The sequence below is a fragment of the Streptomyces sp. CA-250714 genome (genome assembly GCF_050936705.1).
GTDB lineage: Bacteria > Actinomycetota > Actinomycetes > Streptomycetales > Streptomycetaceae > Streptomyces.
This window is the reverse complement of record NZ_JBNJMI010000002.1, coordinates 1776339-1790902: the sequence shown is the minus strand read 5'-3', so window position 1 is coordinate 1790902 and position 14564 is coordinate 1776339. Positions and strand designations below refer to the sequence as shown.

Annotated in this window: 13 protein-coding genes; 5 read left to right on the top strand and 8 right to left on the bottom strand. The window is 71.3% G+C overall.

Annotated features, from left to right (window positions below; translation table 11 throughout):
• Positions 1-112: 112 nt before the first annotated feature.
• Positions 113-712, bottom strand: a complete 600-nt coding sequence (locus ACQEU8_RS26905) for an HD domain-containing protein (protein ID WP_433105479.1) — start codon at positions 710-712, stop codon at positions 113-115.
• Positions 713-1034: 322 nt separating this feature from the next.
• On the opposite strand from ACQEU8_RS26905, the gene ACQEU8_RS26900 reads away from it, so the two are divergent.
• Complete coding sequence (locus tag ACQEU8_RS26900; protein ID WP_433105477.1) at positions 1035-2330, top strand: Cmx/CmrA family chloramphenicol efflux MFS transporter; 1296 nt, start codon at positions 1035-1037, stop codon at positions 2328-2330.
• Here ACQEU8_RS26900 and ACQEU8_RS26895 read toward each other — a convergent pair.
• Positions 2278-3030: a maleylpyruvate isomerase family mycothiol-dependent enzyme gene (locus ACQEU8_RS26895; RefSeq protein ID WP_433105475.1), complete on the bottom strand. Its 753-nt coding sequence runs from the start codon at positions 3028-3030 to the stop codon at positions 2278-2280. The genes ACQEU8_RS26900 and ACQEU8_RS26895 overlap by 53 nt on opposite strands.
• A gap of 228 nt (positions 3031-3258) precedes the next feature.
• Here ACQEU8_RS26895 and ACQEU8_RS26890 point away from each other — a divergent pair, with 228 nt between their 5' ends.
• Positions 3259-3693 carry an RDD family protein gene (locus tag ACQEU8_RS26890; protein ID WP_433105473.1) on the top strand — a complete coding sequence of 145 codons (435 nt, stop codon included), beginning with the start codon at positions 3259-3261 and terminating at the stop codon, positions 3691-3693.
• Positions 3694-3977: 284 nt separating this feature from the next.
• Here ACQEU8_RS26890 and ACQEU8_RS26885 read toward each other — a convergent pair whose 3' ends face one another.
• The 4 genes from ACQEU8_RS26885 to ACQEU8_RS26870 form a co-directional block, all read right to left on the bottom strand.
• On the bottom strand, positions 3978-4598 hold the full coding sequence (locus ACQEU8_RS26885) for a helix-turn-helix domain-containing protein (RefSeq protein WP_433105471.1): 621 nt from the start codon (positions 4596-4598) through the stop codon (positions 3978-3980).
• 123 nt (positions 4599-4721) lie between these two features.
• On the bottom strand, positions 4722-6806 hold the full coding sequence (locus ACQEU8_RS26880) for an ABC transporter permease (RefSeq protein ID WP_433105469.1): 2085 nt from the start codon (positions 6804-6806) through the stop codon (positions 4722-4724).
• Between the two features lie 8 nt (positions 6807-6814).
• Entirely contained in the window at positions 6815-7612 is a 798-nt protein-coding gene (gene modA, locus ACQEU8_RS26875; protein ID WP_433105467.1) for a molybdate ABC transporter substrate-binding protein, read from the bottom strand.
• Between the two features lie 93 nt (positions 7613-7705).
• Entirely contained in the window at positions 7706-8101 is a 396-nt protein-coding gene (locus ACQEU8_RS26870; protein ID WP_433105465.1) for a TOBE domain-containing protein, read from the bottom strand.
• A 239-nt stretch (positions 8102-8340) separates the two neighbouring features.
• On the opposite strand from ACQEU8_RS26870, the gene ACQEU8_RS26865 reads away from it, so the two are divergent.
• On the top strand, positions 8341-9120 hold the full coding sequence (locus ACQEU8_RS26865) for an SAM-dependent methyltransferase (RefSeq protein WP_433108736.1): 780 nt from the start codon (positions 8341-8343) through the stop codon (positions 9118-9120).
• A gap of 23 nt (positions 9121-9143) precedes the next feature.
• Here ACQEU8_RS26865 and ACQEU8_RS26860 read toward each other — a convergent pair whose 3' ends face one another.
• On the bottom strand, positions 9144-9818 hold the full coding sequence (locus tag ACQEU8_RS26860; RefSeq protein WP_433105463.1) for a response regulator: 675 nt from the start codon (positions 9816-9818) through the stop codon (positions 9144-9146).
• The gene (locus tag ACQEU8_RS26855; RefSeq protein WP_433105461.1) at positions 9788-10963 is read right to left on the bottom strand and encodes a sensor histidine kinase; all 1176 of its coding nucleotides are present in this window, start codon (positions 10961-10963) and stop codon (positions 9788-9790) included. Before ACQEU8_RS26855 ends, ACQEU8_RS26860 begins: the two co-directional genes overlap by 31 nt.
• 111 nt (positions 10964-11074) lie before the next feature.
• Here ACQEU8_RS26855 and ACQEU8_RS26850 point away from each other — a divergent pair, with 111 nt between their 5' ends.
• Together ACQEU8_RS26850 and ACQEU8_RS26845 are read left to right on the top strand one after the other, a co-directional pair.
• Positions 11075-11947 (top strand): ABC transporter ATP-binding protein, encoded by an 873-nt coding sequence (locus ACQEU8_RS26850; protein ID WP_433105458.1) that lies wholly within the window; start codon positions 11075-11077, stop codon positions 11945-11947.
• A complete protein-coding gene (locus ACQEU8_RS26845; RefSeq protein ID WP_433105456.1) occupies positions 11944-14364 on the top strand; it encodes an ABC transporter permease in 2421 nt (806 codons plus the stop codon). Before ACQEU8_RS26850 ends, ACQEU8_RS26845 begins: the two co-directional genes overlap by 4 nt.
• Positions 14365-14564 lie beyond the last annotated feature (200 nt).

The window sequence follows — 14564 nt, the reverse complement described above, 5'->3', positions numbered from 1 at the left end:
AGGGCGTGTCCGCAGGGACACGCGCCCCGAAGGGGCGCGGGGAACTGCGCGACAAGCCACAACGCAGCCGCAGCCTGCAACGGTCAGGCAGAGGCGGTCTCCAGAACAGGTGTCAGCGGCGGAGCAGGCCGCAGGCAACCGCGGCTTCCCGTACCTCCTCGTACAGCGCCGTCAAGGCCGGGCTGACGCTCACCCGGGGGAGTTGGAGGCTGTCCAGGGCCGCGGCGTCGGCGCCCACGTCTGACCAGCCCTGACCGGTGAGCAGCCGCATCAGTGCCGGGTTGAGGCGGTCGACGCCGCGCACCAGCCGGGCCTCCGGGGTGGCGCCCTCCTCGTACTCCCGCCAGAGAGCGAGCAGTTCAGGGCCCAGCGGTGCGGGCAGCGCGCCGAACCGTTCGCGCGCCACCGCCTCCTCCGTGCGCGCCTTGTCCGCGACGGCGTCCTCGTCGGCCGTGTGCCAGGCCGACGGGTCACCCGCGTCGATCTCCACCACGTCGTGCATCAGGCACAGTTTCAGCATCCGGCCCAGATCGAGCCGCAGCCCGCTCTCCCGCTCGAACTCGGCGTGCAGCACCCAGCACACCATCGCCAGATGCCAGGAGTGCTCGGCCACCGATTCGGGCCGGGTGGCGGTGGCCCGGTTGTGCCGTTCGACCTCCCGCAGCCGGGCGGTGTAGGCGATGAAGTCGAACAGGGGGCGGGTGTCCGGCATGGTTCTCGTCCTGTCCTCGTTCTCGTTCTCGTCCAAAAATGCTTGGACCCTGGCGGTGGGGCGCCGTTAAGGTGCGGGCATGTCCAGCCCAGAGGCTTCCAGACTCTAGCCACCGGTCGTCCGGTGGCTGTCGCTGTGTGCGCCGAGCGCCATCGGATCGCCGTGCCACGGGCTGTTTCGCGGTAGTGCTGCCGCGTGCCCGGCTGGACGGATTCCCTTCCTGAGTCACGCCTTTCTCCGAGGCTTCTTCAGGCATGCCCTGCCGCCGGGTGCTGCTCGCGCCTGCCGCTGTCCTTTTCCGAAAGGGATTGCGGAGTTTTTCATGCCATTTGTGTTGTACGTTCTCGCGCTGGCGGTGTTCGCGCAGGGAACGTCGGAGTTCATGCTGTCCGGGCTCGTCCCGGACCTCGCCGCCGACCTGGAAGTGTCCGTCTCCGCAGCCGGGTTGCTGACCTCGGCGTTCGCCGTCGGGATGGTCGTGGGCGCGCCGCTGATGGCGGTGCTGAGCCGTCGCTGGGACAGACGGCGGGCGCTGCTCGGCTTTCTGTGCGCGTTTCTGCTCGTGCATGTGGTGGGCGCGGTGACGACGAGCTTCGCGGTGCTGGTCGCCACCCGGGTGCTGGGGGCGCTGGCCAACGCCGGGTTCCTCGCCGTCGCGCTGACCGCCGCCGCCGGGATGGTGCCGCCGGACGCCAAAGGGCGGGCCACGTCCGTGCTGTTGAGCGGCGTCACCCTCGCCTGTGTCGCCGGGGTGCCCGCGGGGGCGCTGCTGGGGCAGACCTGGGGCTGGCGCTCGGCGTTCTGGGCCGTGGCGCTGGTGTCGGCGCCGACGGTGTTCGCCCTCGTACGGTCGCGGCCGGGGGCGGACGACGGGCCGCCACGGGCAGCCGCGCCGGCGGCGGACGCGGCGCGTTCGGACGCGGCGTTCGCGGACCCGGCGCACGCCCAACCCGTCAGTGTCCGCCGTGAGTTGCGGGCGCTGCGCGGGCCGCGGCTGTCGGTGACGCTGTTGCTGGGCGCGCTGATCAACGGTGCCACGTTCTGTACGTTCACGTACCTCGCCCCGCTGATCACCGATGTCGCGGGGTTCGGTGACACCTGGGTGCCGGTGCTGCTGGCGCTCTTCGGGCTCGGCTCGTTCCTCGGCGTCACCGCCGCGGGCCGGGTGGCCGACACCCGGCCGCTGCGGCTGCTGACCGTGGGCGGGAGCGCGCTGCTCGCCGGGTGGGTGCTGTTCGCACTGACGGCGGGCAGCCCGGCCGCGGCCGTCGTCCTAGTACTCGTCCAGGGCACCCTCTCGTTCGCCGTCGGCTCGACGCTGATCTCGCAGGCCCTGTACGCGGCGACCGAGGCGCCGACGCTGGCGGGCGGTTTCGCGACGGCGGCCCTCAACGTCGGTGCGGCGCTGGGCCCGTGGGCCGGTGGCGTCGCCCTCGGCGCCGGGTTCGGCTACCGCGCGCCGCTGTGGGTGAGCGCGCTGCTGGTGGCGCTCGCGCTGGCGACGGGCGGGGCGGCGCGGGCCGTTGCCGCCCGCCGCGCCGCCCGCACGCGTACGGTCGCCGCGGCTACGGCTGGAACAACTCCCGCCAGCGGTGCGCCACGGACACGTCACCGCTGAGGGTCAGGTCCTCCAGCGGCAGCCGGTTCCACAGCGCGAGGTACAGGTCCCCGGCCGTGCCCTCGTACACACAGTCCGGCGCGGCGGGCGGCCCGGTGACGCGGTCGGCGCGCGCCGGGTCGCCCAGGAACACGGTCCAGGCCGCGCCGGGCACGTCCGTCGCCCGTACGTACACAGTGCGGGGCTCGGCGGCGAAGCCCTCCGGGGTGCCGCGGCGCGGATAGAAGCCGCACAGCAGCTCGTCGGTACCGTCGGCGGCGAACGCGGCAGGCAGCGGGGACAGCGGGACGCCGAGCGCCAATTCGGCGTCCACCCGGTGCACCGCCGTCTCGTGCGCCTGCCGCCGCGCCCAGAACGCGAGCGGGGAGGGTGCGGGTATGAACGTCCAGCAGGACAGGTCGTCCGGCGCCGCCTCCAGCGCCTCGACCAGCAGCCCGTGCCCCTCCCGCAGCCACGGCGCCAGCTCCTTGTCGGGCAACTCCTCAGCGCCGGGCGGCTCGGAGGGCCACACCCGCTCGGTACGGCCGTCCCGTACGAAGCCGGTCGCCCAGCGGTGCACCGTGCCGAGGTGGGTGGCCAGGTCGCGTACCGACCAGTCGGGACAGGAGGGGACGGGTGCCGTGGGATCGGCCTGCTCGACGGCATCCGCGAACAGGCGCCCCTCACGGCGCAGCACGTCGATGAACTCGGAGTTCTCCATGGCACGCAGCCTGCCCGCCGACACCCTCGACGGCGACCGAATTCCGCTGCAAGCGGAGCCGCAGGAGATTGAGCGACGCGCCCCGAAGGTGCGCGCGGAACTGCGCTGATCGCGGGGGTGGCCGACGGGGCGATGACAGCGCCCCATAGTGTGACCGCGTTCCAAGCTTCGGGATACGACCACACCATGGGGGATCACGTGCCGTCCGACAGTGACCAGGAAACTCTCGTGCTCGCGAGCCGATCCGCCCGGTTCGCGGCTCGACTGGTGGACCTGATGCTCTGGGCGGTCGTCAGCGTCCCGGTGTACGGCGTCGTGACGACGTACACCGAGGAGGGCACCGCACGTGCGCTCGCCTCTCTCGGCAGCAGTGCGCTCCTGTGGACGCTGCTGTACCCCTTCGCCCTCTCCCGGTTCGGCTACACGGTGGGCAAGCGGCTGATGGGGGTGCAGGTCGCACGGATGCGGACCGGCCGGCATGCGGGGTTCTTCCAGGCGCTGGGGCGGGAGTTCCTGTACCTGTTCCTGGCGGTGATCCCCATCGTGGGCCTGCTCAACGTCGCCTCCTGCCTGTGGGACAAGCCGTATCAGCGGTGTTGGCACGACAATGCCGCGGGGACCCTTGCGTTGGACCGGAGGGCGCGCCGAGCTGCCGCGGGTTGACGCCGCTTCCGGGGAGGGGGTGCCCCTGTCTGACGGTTGCGGGCTGCGGGTGTGTTGTGGCTGGTCGCTCCCCCAAGTTCTCGGCTTCGCTCGAACAGGGGGGACCCCCATCGCGGCGGAGCCGCACATGAACACAGCCCCGCACCCCTGACGGGGCGCGTCCCCCTGCTGTGCTTGGGCAAGCGCAGCACGACGACTCGCGTTCCGTTCACCGAACCTTCCCGTTCGTCGAACCAAACGAAGGGCGGCGCCCTCGCGGGCCGCCCTATCCCCGTGCGGGACCCCTACTCACCGCACGGCGCGACCTCGCCCGGGAGGGAGCCCGGGGTGTCCGGGGACAGTTGTTGGTCCGCTCGGTACTGGAGCAGCAGTACCGAGCGCACCGTCCCCTCCACGGCGGCGTAACTGTGCGGCAGTGTGGCGTCGAAACCGACGTAGTCCCCGGCCGACAGCTCCACCTCGTGCCCGTCCACCGTCACCGCCAGCCGCCCGGCCTGCACGATGGTGTGCTCGATGCCCACGTGACCCAGCGAGTCCCGCCGCTCACCGGCCCTGACCTGCTGGTCGTACACCTCGAAGACGGCCTGCCCGGACTCGATCCGCTGCAGCGGGCGCAGGTCGATGGCCTCGCCGCTGAGCACCTCGACGTCCTTGGCCCGCACCACGCGCAGCCCCGCGGGCTGCCGGGTGTCCAACAGGTCGGAGATCGGCACCTCCAGGACCCGCGACAGGCTGAAGACCGTCTCGATGGTGGGGTTTCCGGTGCCGGACTCCAGTTGGGACAGCGTCGCCTTGCCGATCTTCGACCGTCGGGACAGCTCGGAGATCGACAGTCCCCGCTGGGTCCGCGCCCGCTTCAGATTGAGCGCCAGCATTCCCCGGATCGACCCCTCAGGACCGCTCACGGCCCCTCCCTTTCGTCGCGTTCCTCGCACTGTACGTTCGCTTTACGGAACGATGTCAACGGCGTGCCTGGTCATTATCCCGAACAGAGGTCGGGCGGCTCCGGCAGGGGCCGCCGGGAGGAGTCATCTCTCGACGAGGGTTATCTCCGTCGCCTTGACGCTGGTGAACACTTCGGCGCCGTCCGCCAGCCCGAGCTCGGCAGCGGCCTCCGTGGTGATCTCGGCGACCAGATCCGGTCCGTGCGGGCTGTACGGGCTGTGCGGACCGGGCGCGCTGTCCGCGTCGTTCGGGCTCGCGGGGCCGGGTGTCGACGTGACGAGCACCCGCAGCCGGCTGCCGACCGCCGTGATCTCCCGTACCGTCCCCGGCCATACATTGCGCGGGCTCCCGTGCGGGCGCTCGCGGTGCAGGGCGATCGCCTCCGGAGCGATGACCGCCAGCACGGTGGCCCCCTCCGCCACCGTGTCGGCGACCACCATGCTGCCCCCGCCGTCGAGGGTCAGCGTGCCGTCCCCCGCTGCCGTTCCCGCCAGTGCGTTACGGCCCAGCATCCGCGCGACCCATGGCGAACGCGGATGGCGGGTGACCTCGGCGGGCGGAGCGTCCTGGACGGCCCGGCCGTCCTCCAGCACCAGGACCCGGTCGGCCAGCGAGACCGCCTCCACCGGGTCGTGCGTGACCAGTAGACAGACGCCGCCGAACCCGGCCAGGTGGCCGCGCAGCGTGTGCCGTACCTGGGCGCGCGTCGTCTGGTCGAGCGCGGCCAGCGGTTCGTCCAGCAACAGCAGTCGGGGCCGCGCCGCCAGCGCACGGGCCAGCGCCACCCGCCCCGCCTGACCGCCGGACAGCTGCCCCGGTCTGCGGTGCGCCAGGTGCCCGACGCCCAGCCGCGTCAGCCATTCCTGAGCCTGACGGCGCGCCTCGGTACGCCGTACGCCCTGCGCGCGCAGCCCGTACGCGGTGTTCGACAGCGCGCTCAGATGCGGGAACAGCGCATCGTCCTGGGGGACCCATGCGACCCCGCGCCGGTGCGGCGGCAGTCCGCCGACCTCGGTGTCACCGAGCGACAGTTCGGCGCGAGCACGCGGCGTGAGGCCGAGCAGCGCGCGCAGCAGCGTCGTCTTCCCCGCACCGTTGGGGCCGACGACAGCCACCGTGGTGCCGGGCGCGGCCTCCAGCGTGAGCTCGGTGAAACCGGTGACGCGAGCGTGCAGCGGCCACTTCTCTGTCCGGGGAAGGGGGTCGAGGAGGGGCTGCCCTTGGCTGTTCGTCGCGGGCTGCGGGTCTTCCCCCAGGCTCTTCGAGCAGGGAGGTACCCCCATGGCTGAGCGCGCAGTTCCCCGTGCGCCTTCGGGGCGCGGGCCCGTTCCCGCCCACCGGCCGCGCAGTCCGATGAGCACCGCCATGGCGATGACGAGCAGCAGCAGCGACACGGATGTCGCCGCCTCCGGCTGGTCCTGGAGCAGGAGATACACCTGGAGCGGCAGCGTCTGCGTCGTCCCCGGCAGGTTCCCCGCGAACGTGATCGTCGCCCCGAACTCGCCCAGCGCCCGTGCCCAGGTGAGCGCCGCGCCCGCCGCCAGCCCCGGGGCGACCAGCGGCAGCGTCACCGTGCCGAACACCCGCAGCGGCCCGGCGCCCAGCGAGGCCGCCGTCTCCTCGTAGGCGGGCCGCAGCCCGGCCAGCGTGCCCTCCAGGCTGATCACCAGGAACGGCATCGCCACGAACGTCGCCGCGACCACCGCACCCGAGGTGTGGAACGGCAGAACGATGCCGAACGTGTCCTCCAGCCACGGCCCCAGCAGCCCCCGACGCCCGAAGCCCAACAGCAGCGCCACGCCCCCCACGGTCGGCGGCAGCACCATCGGCAACAGCACCAGCGAGCGCACCACCGCCTTGCCGGGAAAGTCGACCCGCGCCAGCAGCCAGGCCAACGGCACGCCCAGAACCAGGGAGAGCGCGAGCGCGCCGAACGACACCAGCAGCGAGAGCTGCACCGCCTCGGTGACGCCCTCACTGCCCAGATGCGAGCCCAGGTCCCCCCACTGCGTACGCGTCAGGATGCCGAGCAGCGGCACCAGCAGAAACGCGATCGCGAGCAGCGCGGGGACCGCCAGCGCGAACGGCGTACGCGGCCGGGTCCGGGGCCTCCCGGAGCGGGCGCGGAGCTTCGCCGGCGGGGTCGCGGGCGCTGGAAGCTGCGTCATGGGCGGGGTCATGGGCGCTGGAAGCCGGCCTTACGCAGCAACTTCTGCGCCTCGGGCGTGCTCAGCCACTTCACGAACGACGCGGCCTCCTTCGGGTGTTCGGACTGCTTCAGCGGGGCGGCCGGGTAGGAGGCGATGGCGTTCTGACTGTCGGGAATGTCGACGGCGTCGACCTTCTTGGGCGCCGTGGCCGCGTCGGTCCTGTAGACGAGGCCCGCATCCGCCTCGCCCAGCTCCACCTTGCTGAGCACGGCTCGTACGTTCGGCTCCTGCGAGACGGGATCGACCTTCAGCTTCTGCGCGTCCAGCACCTGCTTGCCGTATCGGCCGACGGGTACCTCCGGCGCGGCCAGCACCACCTTGAGTTTGCTGTCCGCCAGGTCCTTGAGGCCCTTGACGTGCTTCGGGTTGCCTTCGCCCGTGGCGATCACCAGCCGGTTCTTCGCGAAGACGGCCGGCCTGCCCGTCTCGCCCTTGAGCCCGTCCATGGTCCTGGTGTCCGCCGTGGCCAGCACATCCGCGGGAACACCCTGCTTGACCTGCGCCGCCAGCTCCTGCGACCCGGCGAAGGAGAACTTCACCTTCGTGCCGGGGTGCTCCTTCTCGTACGCCTTGCCCGCCGCCTGGAACACATCGGTGAGCGACGCGGCACCGAGCACCGTCAGCTCGGTCTTCCCGCCCTTACCGCCCTCGTCTCCGTCGCCGCTGTCGCTTCCGCACGCCGCCAGGGGGACGAGAACGGCAACGGTGCCGAGCGCAGCCAGCACCCGGCGAGGCGTCAGAGGCGTCAGAGGATTCGTGGCCATCGGCGGAACTCCTGGTGAGGCAGTGAGCGGGTGGGGCGAGGGAGCTGTGACTCGGTACCGGGGGCGGTCGACAGCTCAGGCACGGTCGACAGCTCAGGGGCGGTCGATATGGACGTTGGTCGACTTCACCCGGGCAGTGGCCTGCATCCCGACCTCCAGCCCCAGCTCCTCGACCGCCTCCCGGGTCAGCAGGGAGACCAGCCGGTGCGGACCCGCCTGGATCTCGACCTGCGCCGCCACATCCCCGAGCTTGACGGCGGTGACGATGCCGGGGAACGCGTTACGGGCCGAGGTATAGGGGTTCTCCTCGTCCTCGCCGGTGTGCTGGGCGAGCTCCACCGAGAAGGCCGCCAGATGGCGCCCCTCGATCAGTCGGCGCCCACTCTCGTCACGGTGCGTGGCGACCCGTCCCGCGTCGGCCCAGCGTCTGGCCGTGTCCGGACTGACGCCGAGCAGCCGCGCGGCCTGCCCGATGGTGTACGACTGCATGTGCGTCAACGTATGAGGTCCGGCCTCGCATCTGCAATGTTTATCCCCTCTCTTTATGGCATCTGCCAGCCCTCCCTGGATGAATCACCAACCCCGCGTCTCGGCCGAGCGGAGCTGCGCGCGGCGCTGCGCTGCCGACCCACCCACGGTGCGGCCTGGACTCGGCGCACAGCTCCTGGGGGCAGGCGTCGAGTGGAGAGGGCACCGAGGTGAGCGAGCGCAGCGATCCCCCAGGGGACATGCCCCCGGTCGCCCGCATCGCGCACAACGCCCGGGTGTGGAACTACTGGCTCGGCGGCAAGGACTACTACGCCGTTGACCAGCAGGTCGGCGACCACGTCAGCAGCATGTTCCCCAGCATCCGCGAGGTGGCCCGCGCGGACCGCGCGTTCCTCGGCCACGCCGTACGGTTCCTCGCGGGGGAGGCGGGCATCCGGCAGTTCCTCGACATCGGCACCGGGCTGCCCACCGTCGAGAACACCCACCAGGTGGCCCAGAGCGTGGCTCCCGCCTCCCGGATCGTCTACGTCGACAACGACCCCACCGTCCTCGCCCACGCCCGCGCCCGCCTCGCCGGCTCCCTGGAGGGCGAGACCGACTACATCGACGCGGACGCCCACCAGCCGCGAGCCATCCTCGATGCCGCTTCGGACACCCTCGACTTCACCGAGCCGGTCGCCGTCATACTGCTGGGCATCCTCAACTTCATCGCCGACACCGACGAGGCGACAGCCATCGTGGACACCCTGATGGCGGCCGTCCCCTCCGGCAGCTACCTGGCGCTCACCCACCCGACCCTCGAACTGGGCGGCGACGGCAACATCGAGGCCATGCGCTTCTGGAACGAGAACGCCACACCCCCCATCACCGCCCGCACCGGCGCCGAAGTCGCCCGCTTCTTCCAGGGACTGGAGCTGCTGGTGCCCGGCATCGTCTCGTGCGCTCGCTGGCGTCCGGGCCATGTGGCGGAAGAGGAGAAGACCGTCGCCCAGTTCGGCGCCGTGGCCCGCAAGCCCTGACTCCCTCTCCTAACGCTCTTCTCCTATGTGCCCTCCCCTCGCAGATACGTCAGCACGGCGACCACACGGCGGTTGACGTCCGGATCGTCCGCGGGAAGTTCAAGCTTGTGCAGGATCCCCGCGATGTGCTTTGCGACGGCCGCTTCCGTCACCACCAGGCGACGCGCGATGGCCGCGTTGGAGTGCCCTTCCGCCATCAGCGCCAGCACTTCGCGCTCCCGGGGAGTGAGCCGCTCCAGCGGACCGCGGCGACGGGCGAGGAGCTGGCGCACCACCTCCGGATCCACCACCGTGATTCCGTCGGCGACGCGGCCGACCGCATCCATGAACTCCCCTACATCTCCCACCCGTTCCTTGAGCAGATACCCCGTACCGGCCCCGCCTTCGCCGTTCTCCAGCAACTCCTCGGCGAACGTCTGCTCCACATACTGGCTCAGCACCAACACGGCCAGTTCCGGCTGCTCCGCCTGGAGGGCGCGCGCCGCACGCAGACCCTCGTCGGAGAAGTCCGGCGGCATCCGCACATCCGCCACGACCAGCTCCGGCCGGTGCTCCCGCACCGCCGCGAGCAGTGCATCACCGTCACCCACCGCCGCCGACACCTCGTGGCCGAAGCGCTGGAGCAACTGGACCATCCCTTCGCGCAGCAGCACGCCGTCCTCAGCTATCACGATTCGGAGAGGGCGCTCGGCCTGCATGGGATCTCCGCTCTCACCCGGGTCGGTCCGCCTCGTGGGCTGGACAGGAACATTCTGCCGTCGGCAGCGGCCACCCGGTCGGCCAGACCGGTCAGGCCCGAGCCGGCCTCTGTGTCGGCACCGCCTACCCCGTCGTCCGTCACCTCCAAGTGCAGCACTCCCTCCTGGACGCGTGTCCTCACCGCGCAGCGCGCTGCCCTGCTGTGCTTCGCCGCATTGGTCAGCGCCTCGGACGTCACGAAGAACGCTGTGGTCTCCGCAGCGGCCGGCAGCCGACCCGGCAACTCGATATCCAGGTCCACAGGTATCGGCGAGCGGCCCGCTATGTCCCGCACCGCCGCGTGCAGGCCCCGCTCGCTGAGGACCTGCGGGTGCACGTTGCGGATCAGCTCCCGCAACTCGGCCAGAGCCTCCTTGGCCAGCGCGTGCGCCTCACCGACTTCTTTGGCCGCGACGCTCCCCGCAGGCAGGTCCAACGTGGCCAGACCCAACCGCACGTTGAGCGCCACCAGTCGCTGCTGCGCCCCGTCATGCAGATCGCGCTCGATACGGCGACGCTCGGTCTCGAACGCGTCCACCAGCCGGGCCCGGGAGCGGACAACCTCACGCAGCTCGCCGTCCCTGGGCGCCAGGACCGAGCGTGTGACCGCACCTCGGACCCCCGCCCACGCGCCTATTGGATAGGTCGCGACGACCAGCAGCATCGCGCCGGCTATCGGGCCCGTGACCCTCTCCCAACTCGTCGCCGTCGGCTGGAGCGGCGAGAGCAGCAGCATTCCGGGGATGCCGAGCGAGACCAGCGCCACCGCCAGGTCGGCCCATGCCACCGCCAGCACCGAGACCGCGCCGTAGCCATAGGCTCTCCGGCCCTTGGGCAGCAGCGGAACATCGAGCTCCACCAAGCCGAGTCGCCACCGCTCCAGCGGGCCGGACAACGCGGCGCCGAACGCTATGGCCAGCACCGAGCACAGCACTCCGGTCGCTCTGCCGAACGGCGCGGCCAGCACGGCCGCGACGGTCAGATACACCGCGGCCGCCAGCCCGCCACCGGTCAGTAGGTAGGCCAGCGAGCGCCATGGCCAAGCGGTGAGTGGAAACCGCAGTGGCGCACGGCCGAGAGCTTCCAGGACGGTTCGTGAGATCACCGAACGACCGTAGCCCGGCGGCATGGGCCGGGGCAGTAGTGCCAGGTGTAGTCCTGATACTCGCCCAGGCACTGGTGTGTTCGGGGCATCCCGCGGCGTTCCCTTGGAGCCATGACCAAGGAACAGATCACGTCACGGGCCACCGGCCCGACGGCCGGGGATCCCGCCGCACGTACCGAGGCGCCGGCGCCCGTAGAACTTCGGGGAGTGGGGAAGCGGTACGGAGAAGGCGACCGAGCCTTCACCGCACTTCGCGACGTCACCCTCGGGTTCGCCAGCGGCACCATGACCGCGGTGATGGGCCCATCCGGCTCGGGCAAGTCCACGTTGCTGCACTGTGCGGCCGGTATAGAGCGGCCGACTGAGGGAAGTGTGCTGGTCGCCGGTGACGAGCTGGGCGGACTGGACGAGAACGCGCTGACCGAGCTGCGTCGTGACCGCATCGGCTTCGTCTTCCAAGCATTCAACCTCGTCTCCGCGTTGACCGCTGCCCAGAACGTCGAGCTGCCGCTGCGGCTGGCCGGGCGCCGTGCCGACCCGGGAGAAGTGGCCGCTGCCCTCGAACGGTTCGGACTCGGCGAGCGTGCCGGGCACCGGCCCAGCGAGCTGTCCGGCGGCCAGCAGCAGCGGGTGGCCCTGGCCCGGGCCGTCATCACGCGCCCAGCAGTGCTCCTGGCCGACGAACCGACAGGCGCGCTCGACACACATACCTCACGGGGTGTCCTTCGGCTGCTGCGCGAACTGGTCGATGCGAACGGCCAGACAATCATCATGGTCACCCACGACCCCGCAGCCGCCGCCTATGCGGACCGAGTAGTGCTGCTCGCCGATGGCAGACCCGTCGACGAACTGCGCGGCAGTGAAGGGGCGGAGGCGATTGCGGCACGTATGGCCGCGCTGGAGGAGTCGGCAACAGTCGGAAACGCTGCCGAGGACCCCGATCCCCGGCCCGCCGACGACGGCCGAGGGGCGGTTCAGCCGTGATCAGTCTTTCCACCGTGCGCGAGCGCTGGCCGGCGTTCCTCGGATCGTTCGTGGCCGTGGCGCTCGGCGTCGCCGTCGTGACAATGAGCGCACTGATATTGCTGTCCGGTGGCTCCGGAGTGCCTGAACGACTGGCCGGCGCACCTGTGTTGGTGCGGGCGTCAGCAGGGGACCAGGTGGGAGGCAAGTTCGCTGAGCCGCCGCCATGGGAGCCGGGACACGCCACAGAGCTGAGACGGAAGCTGGACCGGCTTCCGGGGGTCCGCGCGGCCGTCGCCGACCGCTCCTTCTACGCCCAACTACCCGATACTGAGCAGGACAAGAGCGAACGACAGGGGCACGGCTGGTCCTCGGCCGCCCTCGCCTCTTACGGTCTCCACGATGGGCGGGCGCCGACGAAACACGACCACATCGCCCTCGACCGCTCATACGGGCACCAGCCCGGAGACCGGATCACTGTGCTCACCGCCGACGGTCCCCACCGGTTCACCGTCTCCGGCACGCTGGACGGGCCCGGCTATTACGTCACCGACACGCGTGCAGCAGCTCTCGCCGGCGGGGTCCGCGTAATCGGACTCACCCTTGAGCCCGGCACATCCGTCGCCCACGTGGTGTCCGCTGCCGAGCGCACCGTGGCGGACACGGCCGGGGGAGGCGAGGTCCTCACCGGAGGAGACCGCGACGCCCTGGCGCCCCAACAGGACGAGATGACCCGGTGGATCGGTTCGCAGGTGCTCACCGCCATGGCCGCGCTCTCGGCCTTCGTGACCGTCTTCATCGTCTCTTCGACGTTCGCCTTCACCGTCGCGCAGCGACGCCGGGAGTTCGGGCTGCTACGGATCATCGGGGCCACCCCCGAACAGGTGCGCCGCACGGTCTGTGCGGAGGCGATGACTGTGGGGGTGCTCGGTGCCGCCGTGGGGGCGGTGGTGGGGTCGGCGGTCGCCCCCTCGGTCGCCGGTGTGCTGGTGGACGCGGGTTTGCAGCCGGAGGGCTTCTCGGTGCGCTTCCGCTGGTGGGTGCCGTGTGCCGCGCTTTTCCTGGGGAATGCTGTCGCCCTGGTCGGGGCGTGGTCGGCAGCTCGGCGTGCGGCGCGGGTGGCACCGATGGAGGCGATGCGGGAAGCGGCGGTCGACGAGCGGCCCATGCCCCGGAGGCGCTGGGCGGCCGGGCTGACGGCGACCGCGCTCGGGCTGGCGTGCGCGGTGGGAACGGCATTCGCAGACAGCGACACCATGGTGTTGCTCGGATTGGGCACGGCAATAGGACTGACGGCCGGGCTCACCCTGCTGACACCGGGGCTGGTGCGACCCGTCGTCGGAGCGCTCACCCGTCCGCTGGCCCGCCGTCCAGGGGCGACGTCACTGCTCGTACGCGAGAACATGCGAGCAGCGGTGCGCCGCACCTCTGCCACCGTCGCTCCGGTGCTGGCCACCGTGACGTTTGCCGTGCTGATCACCAGCACGGTGCAGACGACGGAGACCGCCGACACCGACCGGCAGGCGGCCTCTGTGCGAGCACGCACCGCGCTGGCGCCCGCGGGTACTCCGGGGCTCAGCGATGCGGCGACGGCACAAGCCGGTGTGACACGCAACGCGATGCTGGGCACCACCGTCTACGGCGGACGCGGGAAGGAGGCGTTCACAGCGGCGGGGGTCGGTGAGGGGTTTGCGCGACTGTACGGCCACCCCTGGCCACCGGTCGGCGGGGTCCTGGTGACTGAATCCGTGGCCGCCGCGCATGGCTGGCAGGAGGGCCGGAGCGCGGTGCTCACCTTCGAGGACGGCCGCAGCGAGCGGCTGCGGGTGGCGGGAGTGTTGGGCGACGGGGAGGTGCCGTATCAACTGTTGCTCCCGCGTGGGGTGGTGCGGGCGCACGACCCGTCGGCTCTCACGGACGTCGCCTATCGGACGAGTGAGGACGTGGTGCCCCAGCTGGGCGATGAACTGGGGGCGCGCGAGGTCTCGGTGGAAAGCTATGCCTCTTCGAGCGAGGCGGAAGAAGACAGACTGGTATGGATCTTCACGTTGATGCTGGTGGCCATGACTGCGGGGTATACCGCCATAGCCGTGGCCTCCACGCTGCTGACGGCCACCGCTGACAGAGCTCGGGACCTGCGGATCCTGCGGCTCTCGGGAGCAACTGCCAGGCAGGGGCTGCGAGCGGTCGCCGGGGAGACGGTTTGCGCTGTCGCATTGGGGGCCGCGCTGGGCATGGTCGTGGTCATACCCGCATTGCTGGGGATGGTCCACGGGCTGCGGGAGAGCATGGGTGTCCCTGTGGAGGCGGTGGTCGCCTGGCGGTGGGTGGCGGGCGCCGTGGGCGGCTGCCTGGTGCTGGGCCTGGTGGCGAGCGTCGTTCCGGCGTACGGCCTGCTGCGGGGCCCGGCCGGAAGACCCGGGGCACGTGTGGGATAGCGCACGGTGGTCCGCCCCCCCCGCCCCCGCTTCGCCGGGCTCGCGAGGGTCTTCGGCCGGACAGTTGCGGGTGGGGCCCCTGTCGGACGAGCGCCTTCGGCGAGCAGACGCTTTCGCGAGGGCAGGCGCTTTCGCTGGGCCGGGCCATCGCGGGGCCCTTCATGGGGCGGACTTCCCTGACAGGGTGGTCGCGCTCGCTT

Bases quoted from the DNA above. Each gene is read 5' to 3' on its own strand.
- ACQEU8_RS26870 (WP_433105465.1), bottom strand. From the start codon at position 8,101: ATGCAGTCGTACACCATCGGGCAGGCCGCGCGGCTGCTCGGCGTCAGT.
- modA (WP_433105467.1), bottom strand. From the start codon at position 7,612: ATGGCCACGAATCCTCTGACGCCTCTGACGCCTCGCCGGGTGCTGGCT.
- ACQEU8_RS26865 (WP_433108736.1), top strand. From the start codon at position 8,341: ATGCCCCCGGTCGCCCGCATCGCGCACAACGCCCGGGTGTGGAACTAC.
- ACQEU8_RS26905 (WP_433105479.1), bottom strand. From the start codon at position 712: ATGCCGGACACCCGCCCCCTGTTCGACTTCATCGCCTACACCGCCCGG.
- ACQEU8_RS26880 (WP_433105469.1), bottom strand. From the start codon at position 6,806: ATGACGCAGCTTCCAGCGCCCGCGACCCCGCCGGCGAAGCTCCGCGCC.
- ACQEU8_RS26895 (WP_433105475.1), bottom strand. From the start codon at position 3,030: ATGGAGAACTCCGAGTTCATCGACGTGCTGCGCCGTGAGGGGCGCCTG.
- ACQEU8_RS26900 (WP_433105477.1), top strand. From the start codon at position 1,035: ATGCCATTTGTGTTGTACGTTCTCGCGCTGGCGGTGTTCGCGCAGGGA.
- ACQEU8_RS26860 (WP_433105463.1), bottom strand. From the start codon at position 9,818: ATGCAGGCCGAGCGCCCTCTCCGAATCGTGATAGCTGAGGACGGCGTG.
- ACQEU8_RS26850 (WP_433105458.1), top strand. From the start codon at position 11,075: ATGACCAAGGAACAGATCACGTCACGGGCCACCGGCCCGACGGCCGGG.